This window comes from Filimonas lacunae (genome assembly GCF_002355595.1).
Classification (GTDB): Bacteria; Bacteroidota; Bacteroidia; order Chitinophagales; family Chitinophagaceae; genus Filimonas; species Filimonas lacunae.
This window is the reverse complement of sequence record NZ_AP017422.1, coordinates 2,042,708-2,068,360: the sequence shown is the minus strand read 5'-3', so window position 1 is coordinate 2,068,360 and position 25,653 is coordinate 2,042,708. Positions and strand designations below refer to the sequence as shown.

Genomic DNA, 25,653 nt, shown 5'->3' with positions numbered 1-25,653 from the left:
TATAAGGGAATCCTATTTATTTAGACACCGCAATGCATATCCACTTCGATCTTTTCACCGTTCGCAGCGGTAACATGCCTGCCCCCTTTACACTGTCTATAATATCTGTTTCATCCTCTTCCAGCAGGCCACTCAACAATAAATGACCTCCCGGTTGCAATTGCACCGCCAAATCGCTCATATATGCTAACAGTATGTGTTTGTTGATGTTAGCTAGTATTATATCAAATAACTGTTCCGTACGCGGATGATCGTTTTGCGCTATGGTAATATTACTGCAATGGTTGGCCTGTACATTTTCCAGAGCATTTTCAATGCTCCAGCTATCATTATCTATACCCAGCACCGCAGCAGCTCCCATTTTTTCGGCTAGTATGGCCAGTATACCTGTACCCGTTCCAAAATCAAACACCTTTTTACCAGTAAAATCCAGTTGGGCCATCTGCTCTATCATCATATAGGTAGTGGCATGATGCCCTGTTCCAAAACTCATTTTAGGGGTAATCACTATTTCGTGCTGCACCTGGGTAATGGGTTCATGAAAAGACGCCCGGATAGCGGCAAAATCATTCACTACCACCGGCTCAAATTGCGATTCCCATACACTATTCCAGTTTTGCTCCTTAATAGTTGATACTGAATAGGTAAAATTGTTCTCCTTTGCTAAAGTTTCAATTGCCGCTGCTTCGTAATCTGCTTCTTCCATAAAAGCCTTCAACACATCTCCCTCCTCTTCAAAACCATAACATCCCGCTTCAAATAGTGCAGCAATGGCCAGCTCACGCTTTATCACATCATCCGTTCCATTTACTTCAATTTGTATATAATCAGCCATCTGTTGTGCAATTTGCCCGCAATATAAACTACCATACACACAACATTCGTATACAAACAACCTTAATTCTGTTGTAAATTTTATTTATAACAAAAAATCATCCCCCACCCTCCCGGCTTCTTTATGCATTCTCCCGCTTGCTCCTCAAACAATTGGCCTACTTTTAAGGTTAATACAATAAAAAAATACATGTTACTTAATATAACAGATGTGGTTAGCATAGGACTGGAAGTAGCCTACGCTATCAGCATTCTTTTTGGGCTGGTGATTATTTCACAAAACCGGTCGCCCTCTAAAACCCTTGCCTATCTGCTGCTGTTTTTTGCGCTACCAATAGCAGGCATCATCATTTACTTTGTTTTTGGGGAGAATTTCCGAAAAAAGAAGTTGTATAAAAAGAAGTTTATCCGCGATAAAGCATCTTTTGAAAGATATACCAGTTACCTGGCCCGTCTGTCGGAACATATTATCCGTACCCACGCCGAACAACTGAAAGGAAGCGAACAACTCATCAGGTTGGTGTTAAGTGACACCGGACTCCCGCTTTCCCTTAATAATGAGGTGCAGCTGCTGATTAATGGAGAAGAAAAATTCCAGGAAATGTTTCAGGAACTGGAAAAAGCGAAACATCATATTCATATAGAATATTACATTTTTGCTAATGGATTGATTATTAATAAATTAATTGACCTACTGGTAAAAAAATCACAGGAAGGCGTTAGCGTTAAAATAATTTACGATGACTTTGGTACGGACCTGAAAATGAGGCATTTCCGCAATTTAAAGAAGCACGGTATTGTTATGCTTCCTTTTTACAGAATACTCTTTCCCATTGTATCTAACCGGCACAACTACCGCGACCATAGAAAAATGATCATCATAGATGGAAGAGTAGCTTTTACAGGAGGAATTAATATTTCAGACAGATATGACAATACTATCACAATCAATGATTTATACTGGAGGGATACCCATTTAAAAATTACAGGTGATGCAGTAAAGCAATTGCAGTATCTGTTTTTTATTAACTGGGGTTTCTGCGCTGATGAAGATCTTCCGGTTACACAGGACTACTTTCCTGATATTCCCGAGCTGGGAACTAACCAAATGGTGCAACTAATACATAGTGGTCCGGATAGTAACCGAGCCAGTATTATGATGAGTTATTTCGCCGCTATTACCCTGGCTCGTGACTATGTATATATTACCACCCCTTATTTTATACCCAACGAAAGCCTGTTAACGGCCCTGAAAACAGCTGCTTTGGGCAAAGTAGATGTTCGCCTGCTGGTGCCTGGAGTTTCCGATTCCAGGATTGTAAATGCGGCCGCACAAAGCTATTATGAAGAGTTATTGGAGGCTGGGGTAAAAATATACCTGTATGAAAAAGGATTTATACACGCCAAAACAATGGTGGCTGATCACTGCCTTTCTATAGTAGGTTCGGCCAATATGGATATCCGCAGTTTTGACCTCAATTTTGAACTAAATGCAACTGTGTATGATGAAAAGATACACGACCAGCTAAAAGAAGCTTTTATAAAGGATATTGGAGATAGCCGGGAAATAATACTGACCGAATGGGCACAGCGCAGCAAAGTGAAAAAAATGGGCGAATCATGCTGCAGGTTGGTATCCGCTATATTATAAAAAAAGCTGGCGAAAAGCATTACGCTTTTGCCAGCCCTATACCTAATGTACAAGAAAAACAATGTTGCTATTGTAACTAGTCTTTAATATTCAGAGCAGCTTTCACTTCAGCATAGTTATTCCAGTTGATAGAAGTACGTGCTTTAGTACCACCTGGAATCAGGATATAACGGAATTGTCTTACCGCTTCACCAGCAGAGTTGGTAGTGCTGGACAAGCCTAAGTAGTTAGCCTGTAAGCCAATAGTACCTACATAAAACTCAGGAGTGATAATGAAGGTAGTTGAATCGTTATAATATAAGTTAGACGGACACGCCTGGATATATGGGCTTGATTTAGAACCAAAGTTCCAATAAACCCTGATATCACCTTTATCTAAAACATCCTGAGTTAATTTAGGAGCGTCAATTTCTCCATAGGCATCCGTAGCGCCAAATGTAACATCAGTCCAATCAGAATAATAAACATTAGCGATAGCAGAATCTCCTTTTTCACCTTGTGGACCAGCATCACCTTTTTTACAAGAAGTAGCGGTTAATGCACCGGCAATCATTACCAGACCAAAGGCTTTCATCAAAATTTGTTTCATGATTTTTGTTTTTATAGTTATAAATAATGCGAACGAGTTGAATAATTATTGAGCAAGCTGCCAGGAGATCCAGGTTTTGGAATCAGCATAGCTTACCAGGTCGTAAGTACCGGAACTTGTTTTTACAGCATACCAGCTGGTACCATAAAGTAGCGCCCTGGTATCTATCCATGGGCCAGAGGCAGGTAAAGTGCCAAATGTGCCCAGCTCAGAAAAGGTTACACGGCCAGATGTAGCGTTAAACGTAGGCTTCTGTGGAGCAGTTCCACCCAACGCAAGGCTTCTATCCGAATAATCCGCAGTCCTGTAAAAAGGCCCGCATAAATCATAGTTAGGCCTATTGGTAGTATTGTAACCAGGATAGTAAGCTAAATACCAGAAAATTGGGTAAGCAGTAGTTCCGGTAGAATTTACCAGTCCTAACGCATCATCCACCCCATTCATATGAAAGCCTTTGTCAGAATACCAGAAAGTAGCGGCGGTAACCCCTGCCTGGTACCAGTTGGCAGGAGCATTCAGATCTACATATGCCGGAGCCGCTGCGCCTGAAATGGTAACAGAAGTGGTTCCGTTTAATTTGGCATTAATGCTGGATGTAGCGCTATTCCAGGTAAGATTGGTAAAGCTGTTAATAACTGTAGCGCCATTGACAATTGGCGTTACCAGTTCAATGCCATTCGATGTAAAGTAATAATTGGTTGTAACAACATGTGCAGTACCATCAGCATCTTTCCACGCCACTATAAAACCTTTGCTGTCGGGGCTTGCTGTTAACTGATAAGTAACACCATCTATTTTTACAATCTTCCAGTATTGCAGAATATCACCATATTGCTCATCAAACGCAAAAGATGATTTCAGTCCACCGGCAGCATAGGCATCTGCTTCTGCTTTATTGGCACGTACCAGCACCGCAGTGTTGCCATGCTTTCTACCCACCAGGTGAATGGTATCTGCTGTAGAGTTATCATCGAAGTAAAATTCAAAATCTACGTTATAACCAGAACCTGTTGCTCCACCTGCAACGGAAGGATCAGGATCGGCCAGCACATGTATGTAGTTATAGGTATCAAACAACAGGCTCACCTGTTGTAAGGCCTTTAAGCGATAGCTGCTTTCTTTAGAAACAGTAGCAAACTCGTCCGTGAAATCGGAATACATTTTCACACGGTTGAAACTGTCAAAGTTAAAATAGAAGCTATAAGCTGTTCCCCTGCCACTATCGGTAATTACAGCAGCCTTCCAACCGTAAGTGGCTGTTTCCAGCTGCTTTTGATATTTATTCAGTACCTCATTTACACGCTGATCTGGCGACTCATCAAAAGCGCGGTCATTTTTCTTGCTACAGCTGGCCACCAAAGAACCTACCAGCAGTATATATAATAATTTCCTCATAAAGCTTAATCAATTTAAATAGACACTTCCAGTTTTAATAGATGTAAGATTCTACAGAAGCACGCACTCTTCTTTGCAGACTGTAAAAATCAATACCCCAAACACTTTTGAAATAGCTCACAACAATAGCTTCTTTCTGCTTTAACCTGCTTTTAGCCACATCAGGAGTAGTGCCACGGGAGCTTGTTTCTGTAATGCCATTTAATATCCTCTCAAAGCCATCCTTACCTTCAGTAAGCATTACGGAAGTCATTTCTACGAAATCTTCATTAGGGTCCTGCATACAATATGCTGTAATAAAACCATCTGTATTAGCTTCTTTATCTGTGTAGTTTACCCAGTTGGTAGTATACATACCCACATTAATTCTTTTGAATTCGGCAGGATATAATACTGTCTGGTGTAAAATATGCGCTGCTTCGTGGTGGGTAGTATGGAATGCCGTTTTGGTTTGTACAGAATCAGCTGGTACATACCCTGCATCTTTGCTGGTTTTGAATGTATTAATTTCCAGCAGGTTAATTTTTTTACCACCTTCTGCAATACCAAGCACTTTAGTACCATTAGCTACATTGTAAATAGCACTGCCATAAAGGGCAAAGAATTTAGGAGAATACTTTTTAAAGAAAGTAGAATCTGTTTCAGCGATATAGTTATCGGCCCAAACTCTTTTAATTGATTTCATTAATGATAAAACCACTTCTTCCTTCGGAGGCACAAAGTCTCTCAGAATATACTGATCAGATACCTCATGCGGATCCCATTTATATTTTACAGAAATATTAAAAGGAGTAGTCATGCTATCGTTTAACCAGGTATCAATAGGAGTAGGATACCAGGTATCGCCGCCTAAACCTGGAATATCTTCTACCGGGTCCATCTTTTCCTTTTTACAGGAAGCCAGTGAACCGGCAGCTAAGAGTAGTATAAATATTTTAGGTATTCTCATAACGAAAATTTATAATTGAGAGTTGAATATTATCTGGGGTTAAGTGCTAAACCGGACAATACTGCCGATTGTGGAATTTGAAATACTTTTTGCTTAGAATCAGCTGCCAATGTAAGAGTAGCCCCTGTACCGTAAATGGTATGCGTTACCGGCAAATTCTTTCTCAGAATGTCAAACCACCTTTGTCCCTCATGTATAAATTCAGCCCGCTTGTAATCCAGGATCAACTGGTTAAAAGCAGCTTGTACAGCTAAGCCATAATAAGAAGTTACATCATCTGTAGTTAATGTATGTATAGAGGCATCATAGTTATAAATCCGGGTGCTTAAATATGCATTCAGCAATTCCAGCGCACCTGTATAATTACTCTTAGACACCATGGCTTCTGCACGGCTAAACAATACTTCTTCTGCTGTAAATAAAGGAACCATTACATAAGGATCACCAATATCTGCATTTACCGAAAGCCTTACAAAATACTCATTCACCTTAGGCATGTACACTACGTTATCACCACCATATGCCTGGTACCCAAATGACCAGTCTCCCTGACTTAAAGCAGGAACACCTCCAAATATCAGGGTCTGGGAATGGCCTGGATCGAATGCATAACGTCCATATAAATAAGACCTGGCATACGAAGAATAGGTTTCACACAACAACAGGTTTGCAGGCTCAGTAGCCTTCTGATAGGTAGCCATCAGTTCCAGCCTTGTCATATTTTTATAAGTGGTATTCCACTGACGTAACTTAGGCGAGATATCACTGGAAGTAAAAATTTCGGCTGAATGCACTAATACAGAATCATATTGCTGTTTAAACAGGTAGTAACGTACTGCAAAAGCATGTGCCGCCACCCTGGTAAAATGATAAGCAGGTACACTGTATTTTTCATCGCGAATTAAAGGTAAACCAGCCTGCAGGTCTTTTTCCACCATGTCATATACATACTGCACTGTTTTACGCTCATATTGCTTCACCACCACATTCTCAGGTTCGGTAACATAAGGGATACCAGCATCGCTGGCTGCCGTGGTTTTGTTATAGAACTTAGAAAAGAAGTTTACCAGCATAAAGTGCGCATAAGCTCTTGCTACCAGCGCCTCTCCTTTTTGTGCGTTGTACTTTACAGAATCCGGTGTCTGGCTGATAGCTTGTAATGCTTCGTTGGCAGCCGCAACAGCCTTATAGCATGCCCCCCAATAGCCTTCCGGAGAATCGGGCTGATTGCTTCTTACATCGCGAAACATATATGGATCCTGAATTTCATATTCCGTGGTTCCACTTCCTCTGTCACCAACGTTATCCGAACTACATTCTGCAAATGCCCAGTAGTTGGTGTTAGGGTAAGCAGTAGCTACCAGCTGTGCTACTTTTTCAGGAGAGTTTAACTGAGCCCTGTTATCCGGGTCTTTATCCAGGTATTTATTACAACCTGCGGCTCCCATCGCCAGTCCCATTGTTATATATAAACCAATTTTTTTCATATCAGTAAAATGTATGCTCATCATAATAAATTAAAATCCAGCTTTAACAGATAAGGTTACTTGCTTTTGAATAGGCTGTGCCACACCACCGGAATTGAAAAACTCGGGGTCCTGACCTTCCAGCTTCTTATCTGCATAAAGTAACCATGGATTCATGGTGGCTACTGTGAATGATAACATTTTAAAAGGTGATTTCTCTAATGATTTAGGAGTCATATTATAAGCCAATGAAACACTCTTTAACCTTACAAAGTCTCCTTTAGCCACCCTTGCTGTAGAATAGTTATAGTTATTGTAAGCATAAGTACCCGCCATTTGTGCTGCCGTTACACGATCAATAATAGCCGGAACAGCACCAGGCACCGTGTTATCTCCTATTACCACATACCTGTCGTAAAACTCTTTAGGCAATGCGTCATAATCAGTATAACTATCTTTAAATGCAGGATATAACCTGATTTTGTTACCCGCCTGGTAAGTAATAAAGATGTTTAATGAGAATTGCTTATACGAGAATGTATTGTTGAAACCACCGGTAAATTTAGGATCTACCTGGCCACTATACACCAGGAAGGAATCAGCACCTACAGCTTGCAGGTATACGGCCTGGTTCTCTTTATTATTTTCATCTTTAAAAACAGGTGTACCGTTGGTTCTGATCATTTTCACATAATCAATAGAAAACAAACCGTTCACCGGGTAACCTTCCAGGTTACCACCTTCTGGTTTCACCAGGTCAAAGATTAAAGGATCGTTCTTGATTTTGGTAATCTTGGTGGTGTTGTAACCAAAAGTTACTGTTGAATTCCACTTCCAGTCTTTGCTTTTGTAAATGGTACCACCTAAAGTAACATCCACACCATTCGACTTCATATCAGCATAGTTGGCCAGTTTTACTGACTCACCACCTATGCCCGAAGTTTTAAAGCTACCAATCAGGTCAAAGCTCTTTCTAAACCAAGGCTCTACCGTAGCAGTAAATCTGCCTTTAAACATACTTACATCCACACCAAAGTTCAGCTGGTGGTTCTTTTCCCAGGTAAGATTTGAGTTTTCCAGGTAAGTTAGCCTTATTACAGATTCTCTTTCTGTAGTATAAGGCCTGTTGGTCAAACCACTCTTTAATACTACGTTAGAGTTTGTAGCAGGACCTAACGACGCCGTTAAGCCATAGCTGGCTCTTACTTTCAGGTAATCAATTACACCCTTGGTGTGTGCCATAAACGCTTCTTCATCTACGTTCCAGGCAGCACTCACCGTTCCGGTTGGCAACCAACGTGCAGTTTTTGATTTACCAAGCTGATTAGAACCATCATAACGTCCTACTACTGAAATGCTGTAACGCCTGTCGTACATGTAATCTGCGTTAGCATAAAAACCTACGAAACGATCGTATGTTTTAGCCATTTCATAGTAAGGAAAGTTAATTTCAATAGTTTGTTTCAGAATTCTGGGATCGGTAAATGGTACACCACCATTATCATACTGATAACCATAACCCGTGTTAGAATAGTTTTGTCTTTCGGCACCTCTTACCTGCTGACCAGCCAATGCACTAACACTATGTTTGTTATTGTAGTTTTTGCTAAATGAAATCGTGTTCCTGATATCAAAGCTTAACAACTGGTTTTCGGTACGGTTATAAAAACCACCATAAGGCAATACCACCTGTGGTAAAGATTCCGGATCATCCGGATCGGTATACAGGAATTTGTTACCAGCTGCAATAGTAGAGTTACCATTAGCCCTGTAAGCGTTAGCCATGTTGGCGTTTTCGGTAATCTCATGTTCACGGGTTGATCTTACATAACGCATAGAACCAATGAAATCATACTTCAGCGACTTAGTAAACTTGTACCCTAGTTCACCTTGTAATTTCAGGTCAATAACGTTAAGCTTTAGCCTGTTCTCTTCTAATTCAGTAAGGATATTAAAAGGAGCATAGTTTCTTCTGAAATATTCCCTGTTACCATTCTCATCGTACGCAGTTAATGCACGTGCAGTATTTAAAGAATAGCTGAATGGGTTAATATCAAAATCACGGTCAAAAGAACCAGATACCGGGTTAGAAGTTCTGCTTACAGTACCCGGCGCTCTTTGTTGTCTGTAAGAACCTGTGGTAAGGAAACCAGCAGTTAATTTATCAGACAGGTTATAGTTATTACGGAAGTTTAAAGTATACCGTTTTACTTTATCTGCTCTAGTCCAGCCATTATCATCATAGAAACTGGTAGAGAAAAACGATTGTGATTTCTCTGTACCGGTAGACAGACTTAAAGAATGCTCCATCTGGAACGACTGTTTGAACAAAATATCAAACCAATCGGTGTTAGCATTCGCGTATTTTAACAGGAAAGCCTTTCTTTCTGCTGCAGTATTCTTTAAAGCAAACTGGCCATTATCATCCAATTCATACATCAAATCGTACATTTTACCGTACACACCATAGTTAGATTGGCTAAGAATGCTGGGTCCTAATTTTCCTTTACGCTCTAACTCACCCCAAACGCTCATTTGCTGGGCAGAGTTCATGATGTTGAAGTTGCTGTAATCAGGCTTGAACTGAGAGGTAAAATTGCCGGTGTAGTTAACATTGGTTTTACCCGCTTTACCTTTTTTAGTAGTAATTACCACTACCCCGTTCATGGCTCTTGCACCGTATAACGCTGTAGCCGCCGCATCTTTTAAGATGTCGAAGGTTTCAATATCGTTTACGTTAATACCTGCAACCGAGCTACCTAACAAAGTGGTAGGATCACCACTGGATAACTGGTCGTTAGAAATGTTTACCAGGTCTTCCAACACCACACCATCTACCACCCACAAAGGTTTGTTTTCACCATTGATAGAAGTTGCACCACGAATACGCAGTTTAGGTGCACTACCAAATGTACCGGATACGTTTTGTACCGATACACCAGCTGCTCTACCTTCCAGCATACGGCTTACATCAATAATACCATCCATTTTCACGTCTTCTGCTTTCAGTTTCACAGTAGAACCGGTGAATTTTTTCTTGGAAACCGTATTGTAACCAGTAACCACCACATCTGTTAAGTCGGCAGAATCTTCTGTCAGTACAACAGCAATGCTGGTTTTGTTATCAGACACTTTTACCTCATACGATTTGTGGCCTGTCATGGTAACCACCACTACATCGCCAGCGTTCACGTCTTTTATTTCAAACTCACCATCTGCATTGGTGGCTACCTTTTTATTGGTACCCTTGATAGTAACCGTTGCGCCTGCCAATGGTTGTTTTTTCTCGTTTAACACAGTACCTTTCAACACAAAAGGCGGAGCAGCTGCTGCAACGGCAGCCTGATACACCTGCTTATTTTCTGTTGCTTCTTCTTTCTTCCCCTTTTTGTTGGCATCATAACGCACCACAATGCGCTCTTCTACCACTACATAAGATAAAGGAAAGGGTTCCAGCAGGGTGTTCAATAAATCGCCCACCTTTTGGTTTTTAGCATTGACACTTACTTTATTAGATGCCAGTGTTTGATTACCTGCATAGGTAAACGAAACATTAGCGGCATTCCCAATCTGGGCTAATGCGTCCTGGAGAGATGTATTTTTTAGCTGAATGCTAATTTTTTTGTCCAGTGCTGCCTGTGCATTGGAATAAGATGCATGCAGCGTAGCTACTGTGCTACAGATAATTGTGAAAATAATTGCAGATAGTTTCATGACCCTTACAATTGCGCCATTGAAAAATAGTGGTACCTTTTTTTGCATACCTTTATAAGGTTGTTTATTTAAGTGATAGGCAAACCGCTATGGTTTTCCAGGCCTGTACTGCTGTCTGCCTTTAATAGTAAAAACTTATCTAACAATGTGTCCTCACAATGCTGAGGACACTTTTTTTATCTTTACCTGCACTACGGGGGATTGTGAGCCAACTCTCTCATCTTAATAATATTGCGTTAGTTATATGCTTTTAATTACAACCTTCTCCTGAAATAAAGTAGCCTTTTACACCTTTGTTCTCCACCGTTCCATTTAAACTCAATGCTATCAGATGTAAAGCTTTTTCAACGTCGTCTTTTGCATTAAAATCTCCATAGAAAGTACAATTAAGCATTTCTTTGGAAATGGCAATAGGCGTATTATATGCCCGCTGTAAATCCCTTATGATATCAGAAACTTTTGCGCCTTTATAAATAAACCTGCCATCGCGTCTTTGCAGGTAGTCAGCTGCTTCCGGTGCTTCTTTGGTTTCCAGTGTTTTCAAAGTGCTGTCATAGCTCACTTTATGATTAGGACGTACCACCACCTGCTGCGCATTATCATTCTGTACATCCAGGCCACCTTCTTTTACCATCACCTTACCCGTTACTACTACTACTTCAGCACTCTTGCTGTCATACGCTTCTATATTAAAAGAGGTAGCCAGCACCTTGGTAGTAAGCAATGGGGTTTGAATAATAAAAGGGTGCTCCATATCTTTTGATACATCAAAAAAAGCCTCTCCTTTTAACGAAACCATACGCTCATCGCCTCTGAACTGCTCGGGGTAGCTAAAAAAACTACCGCCTTCCAGCCATACGTGTGAACTATCTGGTAACACTATATATTTCCTGCTGCCTTTCACCGTAGCAACAGATATCGTTTTCACAGGACTCAGGAAATTGTGTATGGTGTTTTTAAATACCAGCCCGCCTAAAACAAGCACACCTACAATACTGGCAGCTACCGTATATCTTCTTCTACGGTTGCTGCCCGCAATTGCAGGCAATTCGTCTGTTATTTCAGTTGTAGTATCTTCTTCGGTAGTGTCTTCTTTCTTTATGGCGGCGTTCAATCTATCCAGCAAGCGTAATTCCATTTCTTTCACATCACCCAACTCTTCTTCGTTCCATTCTTCCTTTCCCTGAAAACTCTGATAATAATTGGCAAGCGCTTCTACTTCTTCCGGAAGCGCACGCCCCGAAAGAAATTTATCTATTAGAAATATGAATATTTGTTTATCCACTTACCTGTTTTCTAGTAAGTGTAGAAAAAACACCCTAACCCCTAAAGATTAACAAAAAAAACATACAAATTTGATAATAAAGTCATTGATCCTCAATTCGCTAATAGGGTAACAACTATCAGGGCTATTGTGTTCAATGAAGCGCGCACTCTTTTTAAAGCGATGGTTAATTGATTTTCGACTGTTTTGGTAGAAATATTTAAACGGGAAGCTATCTCTTTATGTGTAAGTTGTTCTTCCCTGCTCAATTTATATACTTCGCGGCATTTATCGGGCAAAGCAGCTACTACACGTGCTACCTGCTTGCTCATCTCCTTTTCTGCCATTATAAATTCAGTGGTGTTGGCAGCCATGCGTTCTGCCGCTTCTTCAAACAATACACTTCTTACCTTGCCGGTACGTATTTGTCTGAATACATTATAGCGAACAGCTGTGTATAAATAAGCACGAAGGGAAATATTAATCTGTATGGTAGATCTTTTCTGCCAAAGCTGTAAAAACAAATCCTGCACAATGTCTTCGCAGGCAGCTTTGTCTTTTAAAACGTTGTAGGCGCACATAAACAAATCCTGCCAGTAAAGCAGATAAATTTCGTTCAACGCATGTTCATCACCGTTGGCTAAACGGTCAAGCAGCACATTATCATTCACTTTATGAATCATCATAGCAGAAAGTTTGGCACCTGTTGAAAAGTATAGATTAATTATTTTCTTAATTATACTTTATAGCAGGTTAAATGACCTTTATTTATTACCACACTTATATAAAGCAATGTAATAATAAAAAAAAGCTGCCTGAGAATGTAACTCAGACAGCTTTTTCTGCTAAAAATAGGTATTTACCACTAATTTATCACCTAGTTAGAAGTCTCTTCCGAAGCTTCATTTTCCTGTTCAGCTCTTGGCTTTTGTTCAGGCTTAGGCATCAAAACTTTGCGGCTTAATTTAAATTTGCCGGTTTTTTGATCCAGACCAATCAACTTCACTTTCACTACATCTCCTTCTTTCAGAACGCCTTCCAGACTATCTAAACGTTTCCAGGAAATTTCGCTAATGTGTAACAGGCCTTCTTTTTTAGGTAAAAACTCAACAAACGCGCCATAAGGCTGTATGGTTTTTACTTTGGCTTCGTATACTTCACCTACCTGTGGCACGGCTACAATACCCTTCACCCAATTCACGGCTTTTACTACACTTTCTTTATTGCTGGAGAAGATGCTTACTTCACCGAAGTTGCCTACCTCTTCAATATTGATAGTAGTGCCGGTTTCTTTTTGTATTTCCTGAATCACCTTACCGCCGGGTCCGATTACTGCGCCGATAAATTCTTTGTCAATAATCAGTTTCTCCATGCGTGGTGCATGTGGTTTCACCTCAGCACGTGCTGCAGGAATACATTCATACAAACCGTCCAGGATATGTAAACGGCCTTTTAACGCCTGGTTTAATGCTTCACGCATTACATCCATGCTTAAGCCATCCACTTTAATATCCATCTGCACACCGCAAATACCTTCGCGTGTACCGGTTACCTTAAAGTCCATATCACCCAGGTGATCTTCATCGCCCAGAATGTCAGTTAAAATAGCATATTTACCATCGCCACGGGTAATCAATCCCATTGCCACACCACTCACGTGTTTTGGAATAGGCACACCCGCATCCATCAGCGCCAGAGAACCGGCACAAACAGTAGCCATGGAGCTGGAACCATTACTTTCCAGAACGTCACTTACCACGCGAACGGTGTAGGCATAATCGTTACCAGGCATCATTTGTTTCAGGCTACGCATAGCCAGATTACCATGCCCTACCTCACGACGGCCAGGACCACGCATAGGCTTAATTTCACCGGTAGAGAACGGAGGGAAATTATAGTGCAGGATAAACTTGGAGTAGTCAGATTTAGCAGCGCTTTCTACCAGCAACTCGTCCAGTGGAGTACCCAGGGTAACTGTAGTCAGTGATTGGGTTTCGCCCCTGGTAAATAAAGCCGAACCGTGTGGCGTTGGTAATGGGTCTACTTCCATTGTCAACGGACGCACCTGATCTAACTGGCGGCCATCCAAACGGATACGGTCGTCCAGAATCATATCACGAACCAGTTCCCACTGTAAATCTTCGTAATATTTTTTAGCGTGTTTTTTGGTTTTATCATCCGCTTCTTCACCCAGGCTGGCAATTAACTCATCTTTCAGCACTTTAAAGGCATCACTGCGGTCGTGCTTGGAGCTTCCCGCACGGGCAATAGCCTTAATTCTTTCAGCTGTAAAAGCAGTTACTGCCGCTTTAATAGCTTCGTTCTGCTCAGGCTTGGTATAATCTCTTTTGGTAGTAACACCTACTTTGTTGCGTAATTCCTGTTGTGCTTTAATTTGAATACGGATAGCATCATGCGCTACCTGTAAAGCTTTTACCAGGTCTTCTTCGCTACACTCCTGGCTTTCGCCTTCCACCATCATCAGGTTCTTTTCAGTAGCCGCAATTATAAAGTCCATATCTGCTTTAGCCAGCTCAGCACGGGATGGGTTTACAACAAACTGTCCATCAATACGGCCAATCCTTACTTCAGAAATGATCTCTTTAATAGGAATATCGGAAACAGCTAATGCCGCTGAAGCTGCTAAACAGGCCAGCGCATCAGGTAAAATTTCAGCATCACTGGATACCAGGGTAATTAACACCTGAACATCACAGAAATAATCTTCAGGAAACAACGGACGCAGCGCACGGTCAACCAGGCGGCTGATCAGTATTTCAGAATCGCTCAGTCTGCCTTCTCTTTTGAAGAAAGACCCCGGGATACGACCTGCTGATGCAAATTTCTCCTGGTAGTCAACAGATAGCGGGAAAAATTCCTGACCTTCTTTGGGCTCTTTATTGGCCACTACGGTAGCTAATAAAATATTATTGCCCTGCTGTACGGTAACAGCACCATTAGCCTGACGTGCAAGCTTACCGGTTCCGATGGTCACTTCGCGACCACCACCCAGGTCAAAAGACACACTAAATGGTTGTGATAACATAAATCAATCAGATTTACGATGTGTGCTATGTGTACGGTGTAGTGTATAGGTACAAATCATGCATCCACATCTGGTTTTTGCAATCTTATTTCACACAAACTGGCATAGCTATACAAAAAAGTATTCCCAACCGTCTTAAGTCAGTTGGGAATAGCTTATAACATAGCTTGAAAAGTTTATTTTCTAAGACCCAGTTTCTCGATCAACGCGCGGTAACCTTGCAGGTTATGCTTTTGCATATAAACCAACAAACGTTTACGCTGACCAACCATTTTCATCAGGCCGCGCTGGGTAGAATGGTCATGTTTATTTGCCTGTAAGTGTTTGGATATGCTAGAAATACGCTCAGTTAAAAGGGCTACCTGACCTTCGATTGAACCTGTATTAGCGGCATTACCACCGTAAGTTGCAAAAATTGTTGCTTTTTTTTCTTTTGTTAAATAAGGCATCTCACTTTTTTTTAAAAAACATCCAAGGTTTTACTTCTTCTATTTGGAACGCGAAGGTAGTAAAATTTTTTATACCACAAGGTGTGTTTCGGGAAAACTTTTTCCCTAGGCAGGTACAGCACTGTCCAACACCCTGTTCCTCTCTGTTTTCAACATGCGGGAAGGATATCGGTTTATTACAATAAAATCATGGGTGGCCATTACAATAGCAGTTCCATAATCTTTACATATCTGAAACAGCAATTGCATAATTTCATCGCTGGTTTCGGGGTCAAGGTTACCCGTAGGTTCATCCGCCAGTATCAGTTTCGGCGAATTAAGCAAAGCCCGCGCAATATCTACACGTTGCTGCTCTCCCCCACTCATTTCAAAAGGCATTTTAAACCCTTTGCTTTTTAAACCTACCTTATCCAGCACATCATTGATCTTTTCTTCAATCAGTTTTTCATCGGTCCAGCCGGTAGCTTTTAACACAAAGCGCAGGTTTTGATGCACATTACGATCGGTCAGCAACTGAAAATCCTGGAATACCACCCCCAGGTTTCTGCGTAAAAAAGGTACTTTTTTCCAGTTCATCCCTTTTAAATCAAAGCCAGCCACATTAGCTGTGCCTTCTCTCAAAGGCAATTCGCCATACAATGTTTTCAACAAGCTGCTTTTGCCGGTGCCGGTTTTGCCTACCAGGTACACAAACTCTCCCCGGTTGATGTTGAAATTCACATCCTGCAATACCAGGTTACTGCCCTGGTATATATTCACATCACGAACGGATACGACTGTTTCAGACATAAAATATTGGTATCAAGAATTAATGGGTATAGTAAATAGGCTTCAAAGTTAATGCTCTGGCCCATTCCTCACTATTTTATATGTATCAAAAAGGTTGCCTGAACCATTTTAACTAAATTTTTAGTTTACAAACTAAAAAACTAGTCATACATTCGACTAAACTTTTAGTTATGAAAACGCTTACCAAAGCAGAAGAGCAGGTAATGCAGGTTTTGTGGAAACAGGAAAAAGGGTTTTTGAAAGATCTGGTAGATGCTATGCCCGAACCTAAACCTCATTCTAACACAGTAGCCACCCTGTTGAAAATATTGGTGGAAAAACAGTTTGTAAGCACTGAAACCATAGGCCGTATGCACCTTTATACCCCCCTGGTAACCAAAGAAGCTTATTCGCAAAGCAGTTTGTCAGGATTAGTGAAAGGTTATTTTGAAGGTAGCTACAGCAAAGCCGTTTCCTTCCTGATAGAAGACAACAAACTTACGGTGGAAGACCTGGAGCTACTGCTTACTCAACTCAAGCATAAGAATAACGATAACGATTAATGCCATTTATATGCAAGCACTGTTTACTTACCTGTTAAAAGTAATAGCCTGCTCGGGACTGTTGTTGGGCTACTACTGGCTGGCTTTACGTAATAAGCAATTTCATCAGTACAACCGGTTTTATTTACTGTTTTCAGTAATAGCCAGTATAAGTTTACCACTCATACAAATGGAATGGTTCGTACAAAGTAGCAATGCTACCGCAGTAAAATGGATGCAGATAATTTACATCGGCAACATTCCTGCTCCCCCGGCGCGTACTATTAACTGGTGGTTAGTTATCCAGGTAACGCTTGCCACAATCAGCCTGTTATTGCTACTGATACAAGCCATGCGTATCCGCCAGCTTTTTCGCCTGAAAAACAGGTTCCGGCATACACTGATACAACAAAAGTTTGTGCTCATTCACACCGACCTGCCTCAAGCCCCGTTTTCCTTTTTCAACTGGCTGTTCTGGCGCAACGATCTGGATATGGATAACAATACCGGGCGGAAAATATGGCGACATGAACTCACCCATATACAGGAAAAGCACACCTGGGATAAACTGCTGATGCAACTGGTGTTATGCTTTTACTGGATGAACCCGTTTTTCTGGATTTTACAGAAAGAGCTACACATGGTGCATGAATTTATAGCCGATGCCAAAGCCATACAGGATAAAGATGCCAGTGCTTTTGCAGCCATGCTGCTACAAGCTACCTATGCCAAATTCCCTTTTGCTCCGGCACAACCGTTTTTTTACTCACCTATAAAAAGAAGATTAACTATGTTCACCACATCCAAACAACCACGCTACAGCTACATGCGTCGCTTAATGGTTTTGCCCGTTACTGGAATTGTATTACTGCTGTTTGCTTTCCGGGTAAAAGCACAGGAACAAAACTCTGCTGTAAAAAAGGAGAAAAACGTTTCTATGGTATTGGAGTCTAAAACTATTACTATAGACGAAACAAATGCAACGACCGCCTTTTTGGCTGACAGGATACGTATAAAGCAAAAGCCTAAAGAAGGCTGGGGGAGTGATGCAGACTCTACCGCCTTTAAATTTTATGGAGAAGTATATGTTGTAAAAAGATCCAAAGAGCCTATTGATACTTCCGATAAAAGCTATATAAACCATATTATCAGCGATGCGGAAGGCAAAGTAACAGGCTATGCTTCTCATGATTCCGCAAGCGTATCAGCCAACAAAGTTCACGTTAAAACAAAAGCTGTAAGCACACCACCACTTTATATGATAGACGGAGAAGAAGTTGCCTGGGAAGCTGTTAATGCTTTAGCTCCTGAGGCCATACAATCTGTAGATGTGTTTAAAGGCACTGCGGCTACCGCTAAATACGGCAGCAAAGGCGCTAACGGTGTAGTAGAAATACATACCAAAGCGGCCCAAAAGCAATAATATATTACAGCAGAAAGAAAAAAGTGGATTAGTAACTAATCCACTTTTTATTTGCGTATAACTCAAGCGATTTTTTCTCCGCCGCTTCTACCCTGCCCACTACCTGGCCTTCAATGCCCAGTTTAGCGCCGGCAGCAATCATTTTATCAGCAGAAGCCGCATCCGTAAATATTTCCAGTCTGTGCCCCATGTTAAACACCTGGTACATCTCTTTATCATCTGCACCGGAATTTTCCTGGATCAGTTGAAATATAGGTGGCGGCGTAAATAAGTTGTCTTTTACAATTTTCACCGGCTGTGGCAGGTATTTCATGCACTTGGTTTGTCCACCACCGCTGCAATGAATAGCTCCGTCAATTACATCAAAGAATTCGTCCAGCAGTACTTTCATTAAAGGAGCATAAGTGCGGGTAGGACTCAACAACAGTTTACCCACAGACAGGCTTGTGCCATTGATAGATAAAGTATCTGTCATTTTGTTCTTACCAATATATACCACCTCGTTTTTCAGCGTAGGTTCAAATGTTTCCGGATATTGCTGTGCATATATTTTATCCAGCACATCGTGTCGGGCGCTGGTTAAGCCATTGCTGCCCAGGCCACTGTTATATTCCTGTTCGTACACCGCCTGTCCAAAGCTGGCAAAACCTACAATTACATTACCAGGTTTGATATTATCGTTGGTAATCAGCTTGTTTTTAGGCCAGCGGCTGGTCATAGTGCCGTTTACAGCTATTGTTCTTACCACATCCCCCACATCAGCAGTTTCACCGCCCAGGTAGTGAATGTTAACCCCATATTTCTTTAATTCATCAAAAAACTCCTGGGTACCATTAATTACGGCTTCCAGTATAGCGCCCGGAATGAGGGTTTTGTTTCTGTCAATGGTGCTGGAAAACAGGATATTATCGGCAATGCCTACACATAACAGGTCGTCCAGGTTCATAGCCACCGCATCCTGTGCAATGCCCTTCCATACCGATACGTCCCCGGTTTCTTTCCAATACAGGTAGGCCAGAATACTTTTAGTACCTGCCCCATCGGCATGCATTACGTTTACCCAGCTGTCATCTCCGCATAAGTAATCGGGGTAAATTTTACAAAAGGCGTTTTCATAAAGTCCTTTATCCAGTTTTTGGATGGCTGCATGTACCTCTTCTTTCTGTGCGGAAACTCCACGTTGCGCGTATAACGACATTGATTTGAAACAGGTTTAATTCTTAAAATTGTTGCAAAGGTAGTCAGAAACTCAGAAAACTGCGAAGCCGGGTTTCAGATGAAACAATTAGTTTTGTAAACTATTTTATGCAGGTACATAAGGATATTACAAATTTACCGGCTTTTAAAAATGCGGTAATTACAATAGGCACATTCGACGGCGTTCATACAGGGCACCAGCAAATTATTGCTCAGCTGAAAGAAGAAGCGGCTAAGGTAAACGGCGAAACTGTAATAATTACCTTTCATCCGCACCCACGCATTGTGGTTAAACATAATGCATCGGCTGTGCAATTATTAAATTCCCTCGACGAAAAAATAGCATTACTGGAAGCTCAGGGGGTTAACCACCTGGTAGTGGTGCCGTTTAATGAAGCGTTTTCCAACCTTTCGGCAAATGATTATGTGCACGATTTTCTGTTTGCCCGCTTTCACCCGCATACCGTTATTATAGGTTACGACCATCATTTTGGTAAAAACCGCCAGGGAGATTATCATTTAATGGAAAGCATAGGCAAAGAGCTGGGCTTTACAGTAAAAGAAATTCCCGAACAGGTGCTCAATGAAGTGGCCATCAGCTCTACCCGCATACGGGAAGCAATAGCCGGAAAAGACATTATTACCGCCAATGATTGCCTGGGCTACCCCTATTTTTTCGAAGGCCGGGTAATAGAAGGCAATCGTTTAGGCCGCACTATCGGCTACCCCACTGCCAATTTGAAAATAGAGAACGAAAGCAAACTCATTCCTGGTAATGGCGTATACGCGGTAACAGTAACGATTATACATCAGATTACCCACCGTAAATCGGAAGAGTATAAAGGAATGATGAACATTGGAGTTCGCCCTACTGTAAATGGCAGCCACAAAACCATTGAAGTGAATATTTTCGATTTCAATGAAGATATATACGGCCATGTATTACAGGTATCGGTTCATCACTACCTGCGCGGAGAGCAAAAGTTCAATGGATTGGATGCGTTAAAAGAGCAACTGGCCAAAGACAGGGAACAATCTGCCCAACTGCTCTCCTGACTTAATTCATCATCATTTTTACCAACAATTCTTTCAGCAAATCAGCATCACTGGTGCCTGCATCGTCAATACCAATGCTACGCAGATTATACGCATGCAATAACAACAATACCTTTTCGGTGCCCCTGAAATCGTAGTTACGTGAAGCCGTAAGATAGTCTTTAGCAAAGAAAGGGTTCACACCTAAGCCTGCCGCCACCGATCTTTCATCTTTAGAAGGCAATGCAAACACCATAAATACCTTACTGAAAAAATTATATAAGGCTGGTAGTATCATTTGAATAGGTGCCGCCTTGGGGTTGGCTTCAAAGTATTTAATGATACGGATGGCCTTGGGTAAATCTTTTTTCACCACTGCATCCTGTAACTCAAACACGTTAAACTCTTTGCTGATACCTACAAAAGTTTCAATATCTTCTTCGGTTATTTCTTTACGGCCATTGAGGTTTACAGCTATTTTTTCCACCTCATTCTGCAAACGGCTTAAATCGTTACCAATATGATCTACCAGTAATAATAAGGCCTTTTGTGTAATGCCCAGCTGATGCCGTTGCACCATCTGGTTTACCCAATCGGGCAACTGGTTATCATACATCTTTTTGGTAGTAAGCATCTCCCCCTTCTGCTTCAGCGCTTTAGCAAATTTGGTACGCGCATCCACCTTCTTCTCTTTATAACTTACTACAAATATGGTAGTGGGCTGCGGGTTATCAATATAAGCTTCCAGCTTTTCCACATCCCGCATTTGCTGGGCTTCTTTTAACAGCACCACCTGACGTTCGGCAAACATAGGATACCGCCTGCAGGCATTTACAATGGAAGCCCAATCGGCATCACGACCGTAAAATACTGTTAAATTAAACCCCGCTTCACTCTCATTCAATATATGATGCTCTGCATAGTTCACTACCTGGTCAATAAAATAAGGTTCATCGCCTTCCAACCAATAAACCGGTTTAAATTGCCCCTTTTTCCATTCTGAAATGATCTTTTCTGCAGACATAGAAAACAAAGATAGCACATGGCAGATTTTCCTTTCACCTTTTTGGCATGGTTTTGGAATTTTTGCGCTCAGAACTTAACAATTTTAATTTATTATTGGACCCAAAATTTCATCGTATATGAGTTACACAAACGAACCTACCCCAACTCCCACGCCACGCCCAACTCCAAAGTCAAACGACAGCAGAAAGTTGATATATGGTGCTCTTGTAGTATTATTATTAGGCACATGGGGCTACATTATCTGGGATAAAAGCGAATCAAAAAGCGAGTTAACACAATTACAAACACAGTTTACCAATGTGGACTCTGCCCGTAATTCTATTCAGTTGGAATATAACGACGCATTAGCCCGTATGGATTCACTGACAGGCGACAATGCACAACTGCAAGGCGCACTGGGTGAACGCAAACAAGAAATTGACAAGCTGAAAGGTGAAATCAGAAGCATTCTGAAAGAAAAGAATGGCGATTTGTCTAAAGCCAGAACTAAAATCAATGAGCTGAACGGCAAAATCAACGATCTGTTATCAGAAGTAGAAAGACTGAAAGGCGAGAACGATCAACTTACCGCTTCTAACCAGCAGTTAACTACAGAAAGAGACACTTTAAGCTCGCAAAAGCAGCAGATCCAGCAAAATCTTACCGCTACTCAGGCTGAGAAAGATCACCTGGCAGATGTAGGTTCTACCCTGCACGTGTCTAATATCAACATCACAGCTATTGACGTAAAAGGCAGCGGCAAAGAAAAAGCTACTACCACAGCAAAAAGAGCTGATCTGTTACGTATCTCTTTCGACCTGGATGAAAACAGGGTAGCTACCAGCGGTAACAAAGAACTGTATGTATGTATGACTAATCCTGAAGGCAAGCCAGTATCTATTCCTGCTTATGGCAGTGGCACCTTCACTACCCGTGAAGATGGCGACAGAGTGTATACCAACAAAGTAAACGTTCAATATCAGCAAGGCAAACGCACTCCTGTAAGCTTTGATTGGAAGCAGGATGGCAAATACGAAACTGGTAACTATAAAATTGAAATTTACCAGAACGGTTATAAGATTGGTGAAGGCATTAAAACGCTGAAAAAAGGCGGATTATTCAGCTAGTCAGCATTCCCCTTTTCAATATATATAATACCATGGAAGTCCCGCACAGTGTTGCGGGATTTCTTTTTATATTACACACATGATTCAATCGTGGCTTAACTGGAAAACAGGGCTGGTGCTAATGGCTACAGGCATTGTAATAGCCGTGTTCTTTTACTCGCAATACCTCTCGCAAAAGCTGGAAACAGAAGAAAGAAAGAAGGTGGACTCCTGGGTAGAAGCGCAGCAAACCATTCTCAACAGCAACGATGGTAATAACCTGGCGCTTGCTTCAAAAATATCCCAGGAAAACACAGACATACCTATTATCGAAACCAACGAAAAGGACAGCGTTACCGGTAATTATTTAAATATAGACAGTGCTGCTATTGCAGCTAACCACAATTACCTGCAGCAAACTCTGCAAAAGTTCCGGAAACAACATCAGCCTATTGTAGTAGTATTGAAAGAACATCCCTACCAGGCCAATAAATACTACTATGGCCGTAGCTTTCTGCAACAACAGATCCGGTATTACCCTATTGTATTCTTATTGATTGTGGCATTATTTATAGCGTTAGGACTTTTATTTATCCAAACCAGTTACCATAGCCGGCAAAACCAGCTGTGGGCTGGTATGGCCAAAGAAACCGCCCACCAGTTAGGCACTCCAGTAAGCAGCCTGCAGGGTTGGGTAGCTGTGTTGAAAGAAACAGAAGCCTATTTGCCTTTTGCTACTGAAATAGAAAAAGACGTAAACAGGTTACAACTGGTTACCGACCGCTTTGGTAAAATAGGCAGCACCCCACAACTGGAACAAAAAAACATCACGGAGCAAATTGCACATATGGTCGATTACATGAAAAAGCGTGCGGGCAATCATGTTTCCTTTCACTTTCACCACCCTTCCCATGATGTAGTTACTACTATTTCTCCACCATTGTTTGACTGGGTAATAGAAAACCTGCTAAAAAATTCCCTGGATGCTATGGAAGGCAAGGGTAGCATAGAAGTAACCCTTCAACAGCAGGATAAAAAAATAATGATAGATGTTACAGATACCGGCAAAGGCATTCCTGCCAAAAACATCAATAAGATATTCCAACCCGGCTTTACCACCCGTAAACGCGGCTGGGGATTAGGTCTTACTTTAACCCGTCGTATTATAGAACAATACCACAAAGGTATTATCTACGTAAAATGGAGTGAGCCAGGCAAAGGCACCACCTTCCGTATTGTACTGGGTTAAAGAAAAATTTATAGAATAATAGTAAACAAAAGCATTTTCCCCTACTTTTGTCGCCCTGTTAACCACGGGAATGCGGTGGTGGCGAAATTGGTAGACGCACTACCTTGAGGTGGTAGCGCCTTTTACCGGGCGTGACAGTTCGAATCTGTTCCACCGCACTAAACGGACAAAAAGTAGTATTACTCTTTTGTCCGTTTTTCTTTTCCGCCTGTTCCTGGTGCATTCCCTTTTTTACTGCAGATATTACCATCTTAGCTTTTGTATCTACCGCAATTGTTTCATATCTGCCCATAATATTTACCACTCTAACGGAAACAAAAGCACTTCATACCATCCATCGGTTGTTACTTTTTTACACGCCACTTGCACTTACGGAAAAAATATTCGTGCTGACGGAATGCCTGTCTGATCAGACGGAACCCTTGCATGGCCTTACGGAATTTCCGTCAGATCAAACGGTGGCCCGGTATGTATATACAGCACTTCGGTTTGATCAAACAAAGACTCCGTTTGCAAGAACATTTTTTCCGTATACAAAAACCAGTCTTCTGTTTGCCCAAACGGGATACCTGTATGGTCAAACAGAAGTGCTGCTCTGCCGTACTTACATCCTGTTTGTTCAAATACTTTTTCCGTATGGCCATGCAAGGGTTCCGTTTGCCCCTCCGCTTTTTCCGTCAGCCCCAACGGAAACTCCGTCAGCACGAATATTTTTTCCGTAAGTCTTGTTTTCCTCCTGATAAGCCCCACTTTTACTTCCATTATTAACAATAGACAAACACACTTTTTATATAGCCGGTAATCATTAATTCTGCTCTTTATTCTAATTTCATCTTCTTATAAAAACTGATATATGGGACTTTTTGACAAAATCAGGAACGAGTTTATTGACATTATTGAGTGGGTGGATAACACCAACGACACTATCGTATGGAAGTTTCCGCGCTACCAGAATGAAATTAAAATGAATGCAAAGCTTACTGTGCGCGAATCGCAGCTGGCTGTATTTATGAACGAAGGGGTGATTGCAGATGTTTTTAAACCCGGCATGTACACGCTTACCACCCAAAACCTGCCTATTCTTTCTACGCTGAAAGGATGGAAATATGGTTTTGATAGTCCCTACAAAGCGGATGTGTTTTTTGTAAGCACCCGGCAGTTTACCAACCAGAAATGGGGCACCCGCAATCCGGTAATGCTGCGCGATGCAGAGTTTGGCCCGGTACGTTTGCGTGCATTTGGCTCTTTTGCTTTTCGTGTGCAAAGCGCCGAAATCTTTTTAAAAGAGATTGCAGCCACCAACCCTGAATTTTCGGTAGATGGCATTAACGAGCAATTACGCAACCTGGCCATTACCCGTGGCATAGATGCTATTGCACAAGCTAAAATTCCGGTGCTGGACCTGGCCGCGAATTACGATGAAGTATCTGCACTGATTACCGATAAAATAAAACCTGAGTTTACCGAGCTGGGGCTTGAGTTAACCAAGTTTTTAATTGAAAACATTTCTTTACCTCCTGAGGTAGAAGCTGCATTGGATAAACGCAGCAGCATGGGCATTGTAGGTAACCTGGGTGCTTATGCACAGTTTCAGGCAGCCAATGCCATGGAGCAGGCAGCTACCAACCCTAACGGTGGTGGTTTAGCCGGTGCGGGACTGGGCGCAGGTGTAGGTATGGCTATAGGTGGGCAGTTAGGCAATGTATTCCAGCAAAACCAGTTTCAGGGTAATGATGGTCCGCCTCCTATTCCACAGGCTGTACCATTTTTTGCCGCCATCAATGGCCAGCAGGCAGGCCCATATACCATGGAACAATTAAACCAACTGATAGCAGCAGGTACTGTTAACCAGCAAACACAGTTCTGGAAAAAAGGCATGGCCAGCTGGGCACCTGCCAATACTATTCCCGAACTGGCAGCCTTATTCAACAACGTTCCACCACCTTTACCAGCTGTTTAAAATTTAATAGT

21 protein-coding genes and 1 tRNA gene are annotated in these 25,653 nt (G+C 41.6%); 8 read left to right on the top strand and 14 right to left on the bottom strand.

Annotated elements, in window-relative coordinates; translation table 11 throughout:
- Positions 1-16: 16 nt before the first annotated feature.
- Positions 17-835, bottom strand: a complete 819-nt coding sequence (gene prmA / locus FLA_RS08325; protein ID WP_076381186.1) for a 50S ribosomal protein L11 methyltransferase — start codon at positions 833-835, stop codon at positions 17-19.
- Between the two features lie 189 nt (positions 836-1,024).
- Between prmA and cls the strand changes: the two genes are divergently transcribed.
- Positions 1,025-2,485, top strand: coding sequence for a cardiolipin synthase (gene cls, locus FLA_RS08320; RefSeq protein WP_076381187.1), 1,461 nt, complete (start codon positions 1,025-1,027; stop codon positions 2,483-2,485).
- Between the two features lie 76 nt (positions 2,486-2,561).
- Here cls and FLA_RS08315 read toward each other — a convergent pair whose 3' ends face one another.
- The 10 genes from FLA_RS08315 to FLA_RS08270 all read right to left on the bottom strand — a co-directional run bounded on the left by FLA_RS08315 (position 2,562) and on the right by FLA_RS08270 (position 16,146).
- Complete coding sequence (locus tag FLA_RS08315; RefSeq protein ID WP_076381188.1) at positions 2,562-3,074, bottom strand: hypothetical protein; 513 nt, start codon at positions 3,072-3,074, stop codon at positions 2,562-2,564.
- Between the two features lie 45 nt (positions 3,075-3,119).
- The gene (locus tag FLA_RS08310; protein ID WP_076381189.1) at positions 3,120-4,469 is read right to left on the bottom strand and encodes a DUF4302 domain-containing protein; all 1,350 of its coding nucleotides are present in this window, start codon (positions 4,467-4,469) and stop codon (positions 3,120-3,122) included.
- Between the two features lie 34 nt (positions 4,470-4,503).
- Positions 4,504-5,418 carry a putative zinc-binding metallopeptidase gene (locus tag FLA_RS08305; RefSeq protein ID WP_076381190.1) on the bottom strand — a complete coding sequence of 305 codons (915 nt, stop codon included), beginning with the start codon at positions 5,416-5,418 and terminating at the stop codon, positions 4,504-4,506.
- Between the two features lie 29 nt (positions 5,419-5,447).
- Entirely contained in the window at positions 5,448-6,905 is a 1,458-nt protein-coding gene (locus FLA_RS08300; protein ID WP_076381329.1) for a RagB/SusD family nutrient uptake outer membrane protein, read from the bottom strand.
- Between the two features lie 30 nt (positions 6,906-6,935).
- On the bottom strand, positions 6,936-10,598 hold the full coding sequence (locus FLA_RS08295) for a SusC/RagA family TonB-linked outer membrane protein (protein ID WP_076381328.1): 3,663 nt from the start codon (positions 10,596-10,598) through the stop codon (positions 6,936-6,938).
- Positions 10,599-10,848: 250 nt separating this feature from the next.
- Entirely contained in the window at positions 10,849-11,883 is a 1,035-nt protein-coding gene (locus FLA_RS08290) for a FecR family protein (protein ID WP_076381191.1), read from the bottom strand.
- A 92-nt stretch (positions 11,884-11,975) separates the two neighbouring features.
- On the bottom strand, positions 11,976-12,548 hold the full coding sequence (locus FLA_RS08285; protein WP_076381192.1) for an RNA polymerase sigma-70 factor: 573 nt from the start codon (positions 12,546-12,548) through the stop codon (positions 11,976-11,978).
- A gap of 191 nt (positions 12,549-12,739) precedes the next feature.
- Entirely contained in the window at positions 12,740-14,908 is a 2,169-nt protein-coding gene (gene pnp, locus FLA_RS08280; protein WP_076381193.1) for a polyribonucleotide nucleotidyltransferase, read from the bottom strand.
- A 176-nt stretch (positions 14,909-15,084) separates the two neighbouring features.
- Positions 15,085-15,357 carry a 30S ribosomal protein S15 gene (gene rpsO, locus FLA_RS08275; RefSeq protein WP_076381194.1) on the bottom strand — a complete coding sequence of 91 codons (273 nt, stop codon included), beginning with the start codon at positions 15,355-15,357 and terminating at the stop codon, positions 15,085-15,087.
- 105 nt (positions 15,358-15,462) lie between these two features.
- Complete coding sequence (locus tag FLA_RS08270; RefSeq protein WP_076381195.1) at positions 15,463-16,146, bottom strand: cell division ATP-binding protein FtsE; 684 nt, start codon at positions 16,144-16,146, stop codon at positions 15,463-15,465.
- 170 nt (positions 16,147-16,316) lie between these two features.
- On the opposite strand from FLA_RS08270, the gene FLA_RS08265 reads away from it, so the two are divergent.
- Both FLA_RS08265 and FLA_RS08260 read left to right on the top strand, forming a co-directional pair.
- The gene (locus tag FLA_RS08265) at positions 16,317-16,688 is read left to right on the top strand and encodes a BlaI/MecI/CopY family transcriptional regulator (protein ID WP_076381196.1); all 372 of its coding nucleotides are present in this window, start codon (positions 16,317-16,319) and stop codon (positions 16,686-16,688) included.
- A 10-nt stretch (positions 16,689-16,698) separates the two neighbouring features.
- Positions 16,699-18,090 (top strand): M56 family metallopeptidase, encoded by a 1,392-nt coding sequence (locus FLA_RS08260; protein WP_076381197.1) that lies wholly within the window; start codon positions 16,699-16,701, stop codon positions 18,088-18,090.
- Positions 18,091-18,118: 28 nt separating this feature from the next.
- Here FLA_RS08260 and FLA_RS08255 read toward each other — a convergent pair whose 3' ends face one another.
- Complete coding sequence (locus FLA_RS08255) at positions 18,119-19,288, bottom strand: AIR synthase related protein (protein ID WP_076381198.1); 1,170 nt, start codon at positions 19,286-19,288, stop codon at positions 18,119-18,121.
- A 107-nt stretch (positions 19,289-19,395) separates the two neighbouring features.
- On the opposite strand from FLA_RS08255, the gene FLA_RS08250 reads away from it, so the two are divergent.
- Positions 19,396-20,343, top strand: coding sequence for a bifunctional riboflavin kinase/FAD synthetase (locus FLA_RS08250; RefSeq protein WP_076381199.1), 948 nt, complete (start codon positions 19,396-19,398; stop codon positions 20,341-20,343).
- Between the two features lies 1 nt (position 20,344).
- On the opposite strand, the gene holA is transcribed toward FLA_RS08250, so the two are convergent.
- On the bottom strand, positions 20,345-21,346 hold the full coding sequence (gene holA / locus FLA_RS08245; RefSeq protein ID WP_076381200.1) for a DNA polymerase III subunit delta: 1,002 nt from the start codon (positions 21,344-21,346) through the stop codon (positions 20,345-20,347).
- A 118-nt stretch (positions 21,347-21,464) separates the two neighbouring features.
- Between holA and FLA_RS08240 the strand changes: the two genes are divergently transcribed.
- The 3 genes from FLA_RS08240 (at position 21,465) to FLA_RS08230 (ending at position 23,840) form a co-directional block, all read left to right on the top strand.
- Positions 21,465-22,454: a hypothetical protein gene (locus FLA_RS08240; RefSeq protein ID WP_076381201.1), complete on the top strand. Its 990-nt coding sequence runs from the start codon at positions 21,465-21,467 to the stop codon at positions 22,452-22,454.
- Positions 22,455-22,533: 79 nt separating this feature from the next.
- Positions 22,534-23,682 (top strand): sensor histidine kinase, encoded by a 1,149-nt coding sequence (locus tag FLA_RS08235; RefSeq protein ID WP_076381202.1) that lies wholly within the window; start codon positions 22,534-22,536, stop codon positions 23,680-23,682.
- Positions 23,683-23,754: 72 nt separating this feature from the next.
- Positions 23,755-23,840: transfer RNA gene (locus tag FLA_RS08230), tRNA-Leu, on the top strand.
- 274 nt (positions 23,841-24,114) lie between these two features.
- Here the strand turns inward: FLA_RS08230 and FLA_RS08225 are convergent.
- Positions 24,115-24,444, bottom strand: a complete 330-nt coding sequence (locus FLA_RS08225; protein WP_076381203.1) for a hypothetical protein — start codon at positions 24,442-24,444, stop codon at positions 24,115-24,117.
- A gap of 91 nt (positions 24,445-24,535) precedes the next feature.
- Between FLA_RS08225 and FLA_RS08220 the strand changes: the two genes are divergently transcribed.
- A complete protein-coding gene (locus FLA_RS08220; RefSeq protein WP_076381204.1) occupies positions 24,536-25,642 on the top strand; it encodes an SPFH domain-containing protein in 1,107 nt (368 codons plus the stop codon).
- Positions 25,643-25,653 lie beyond the last annotated feature (11 nt).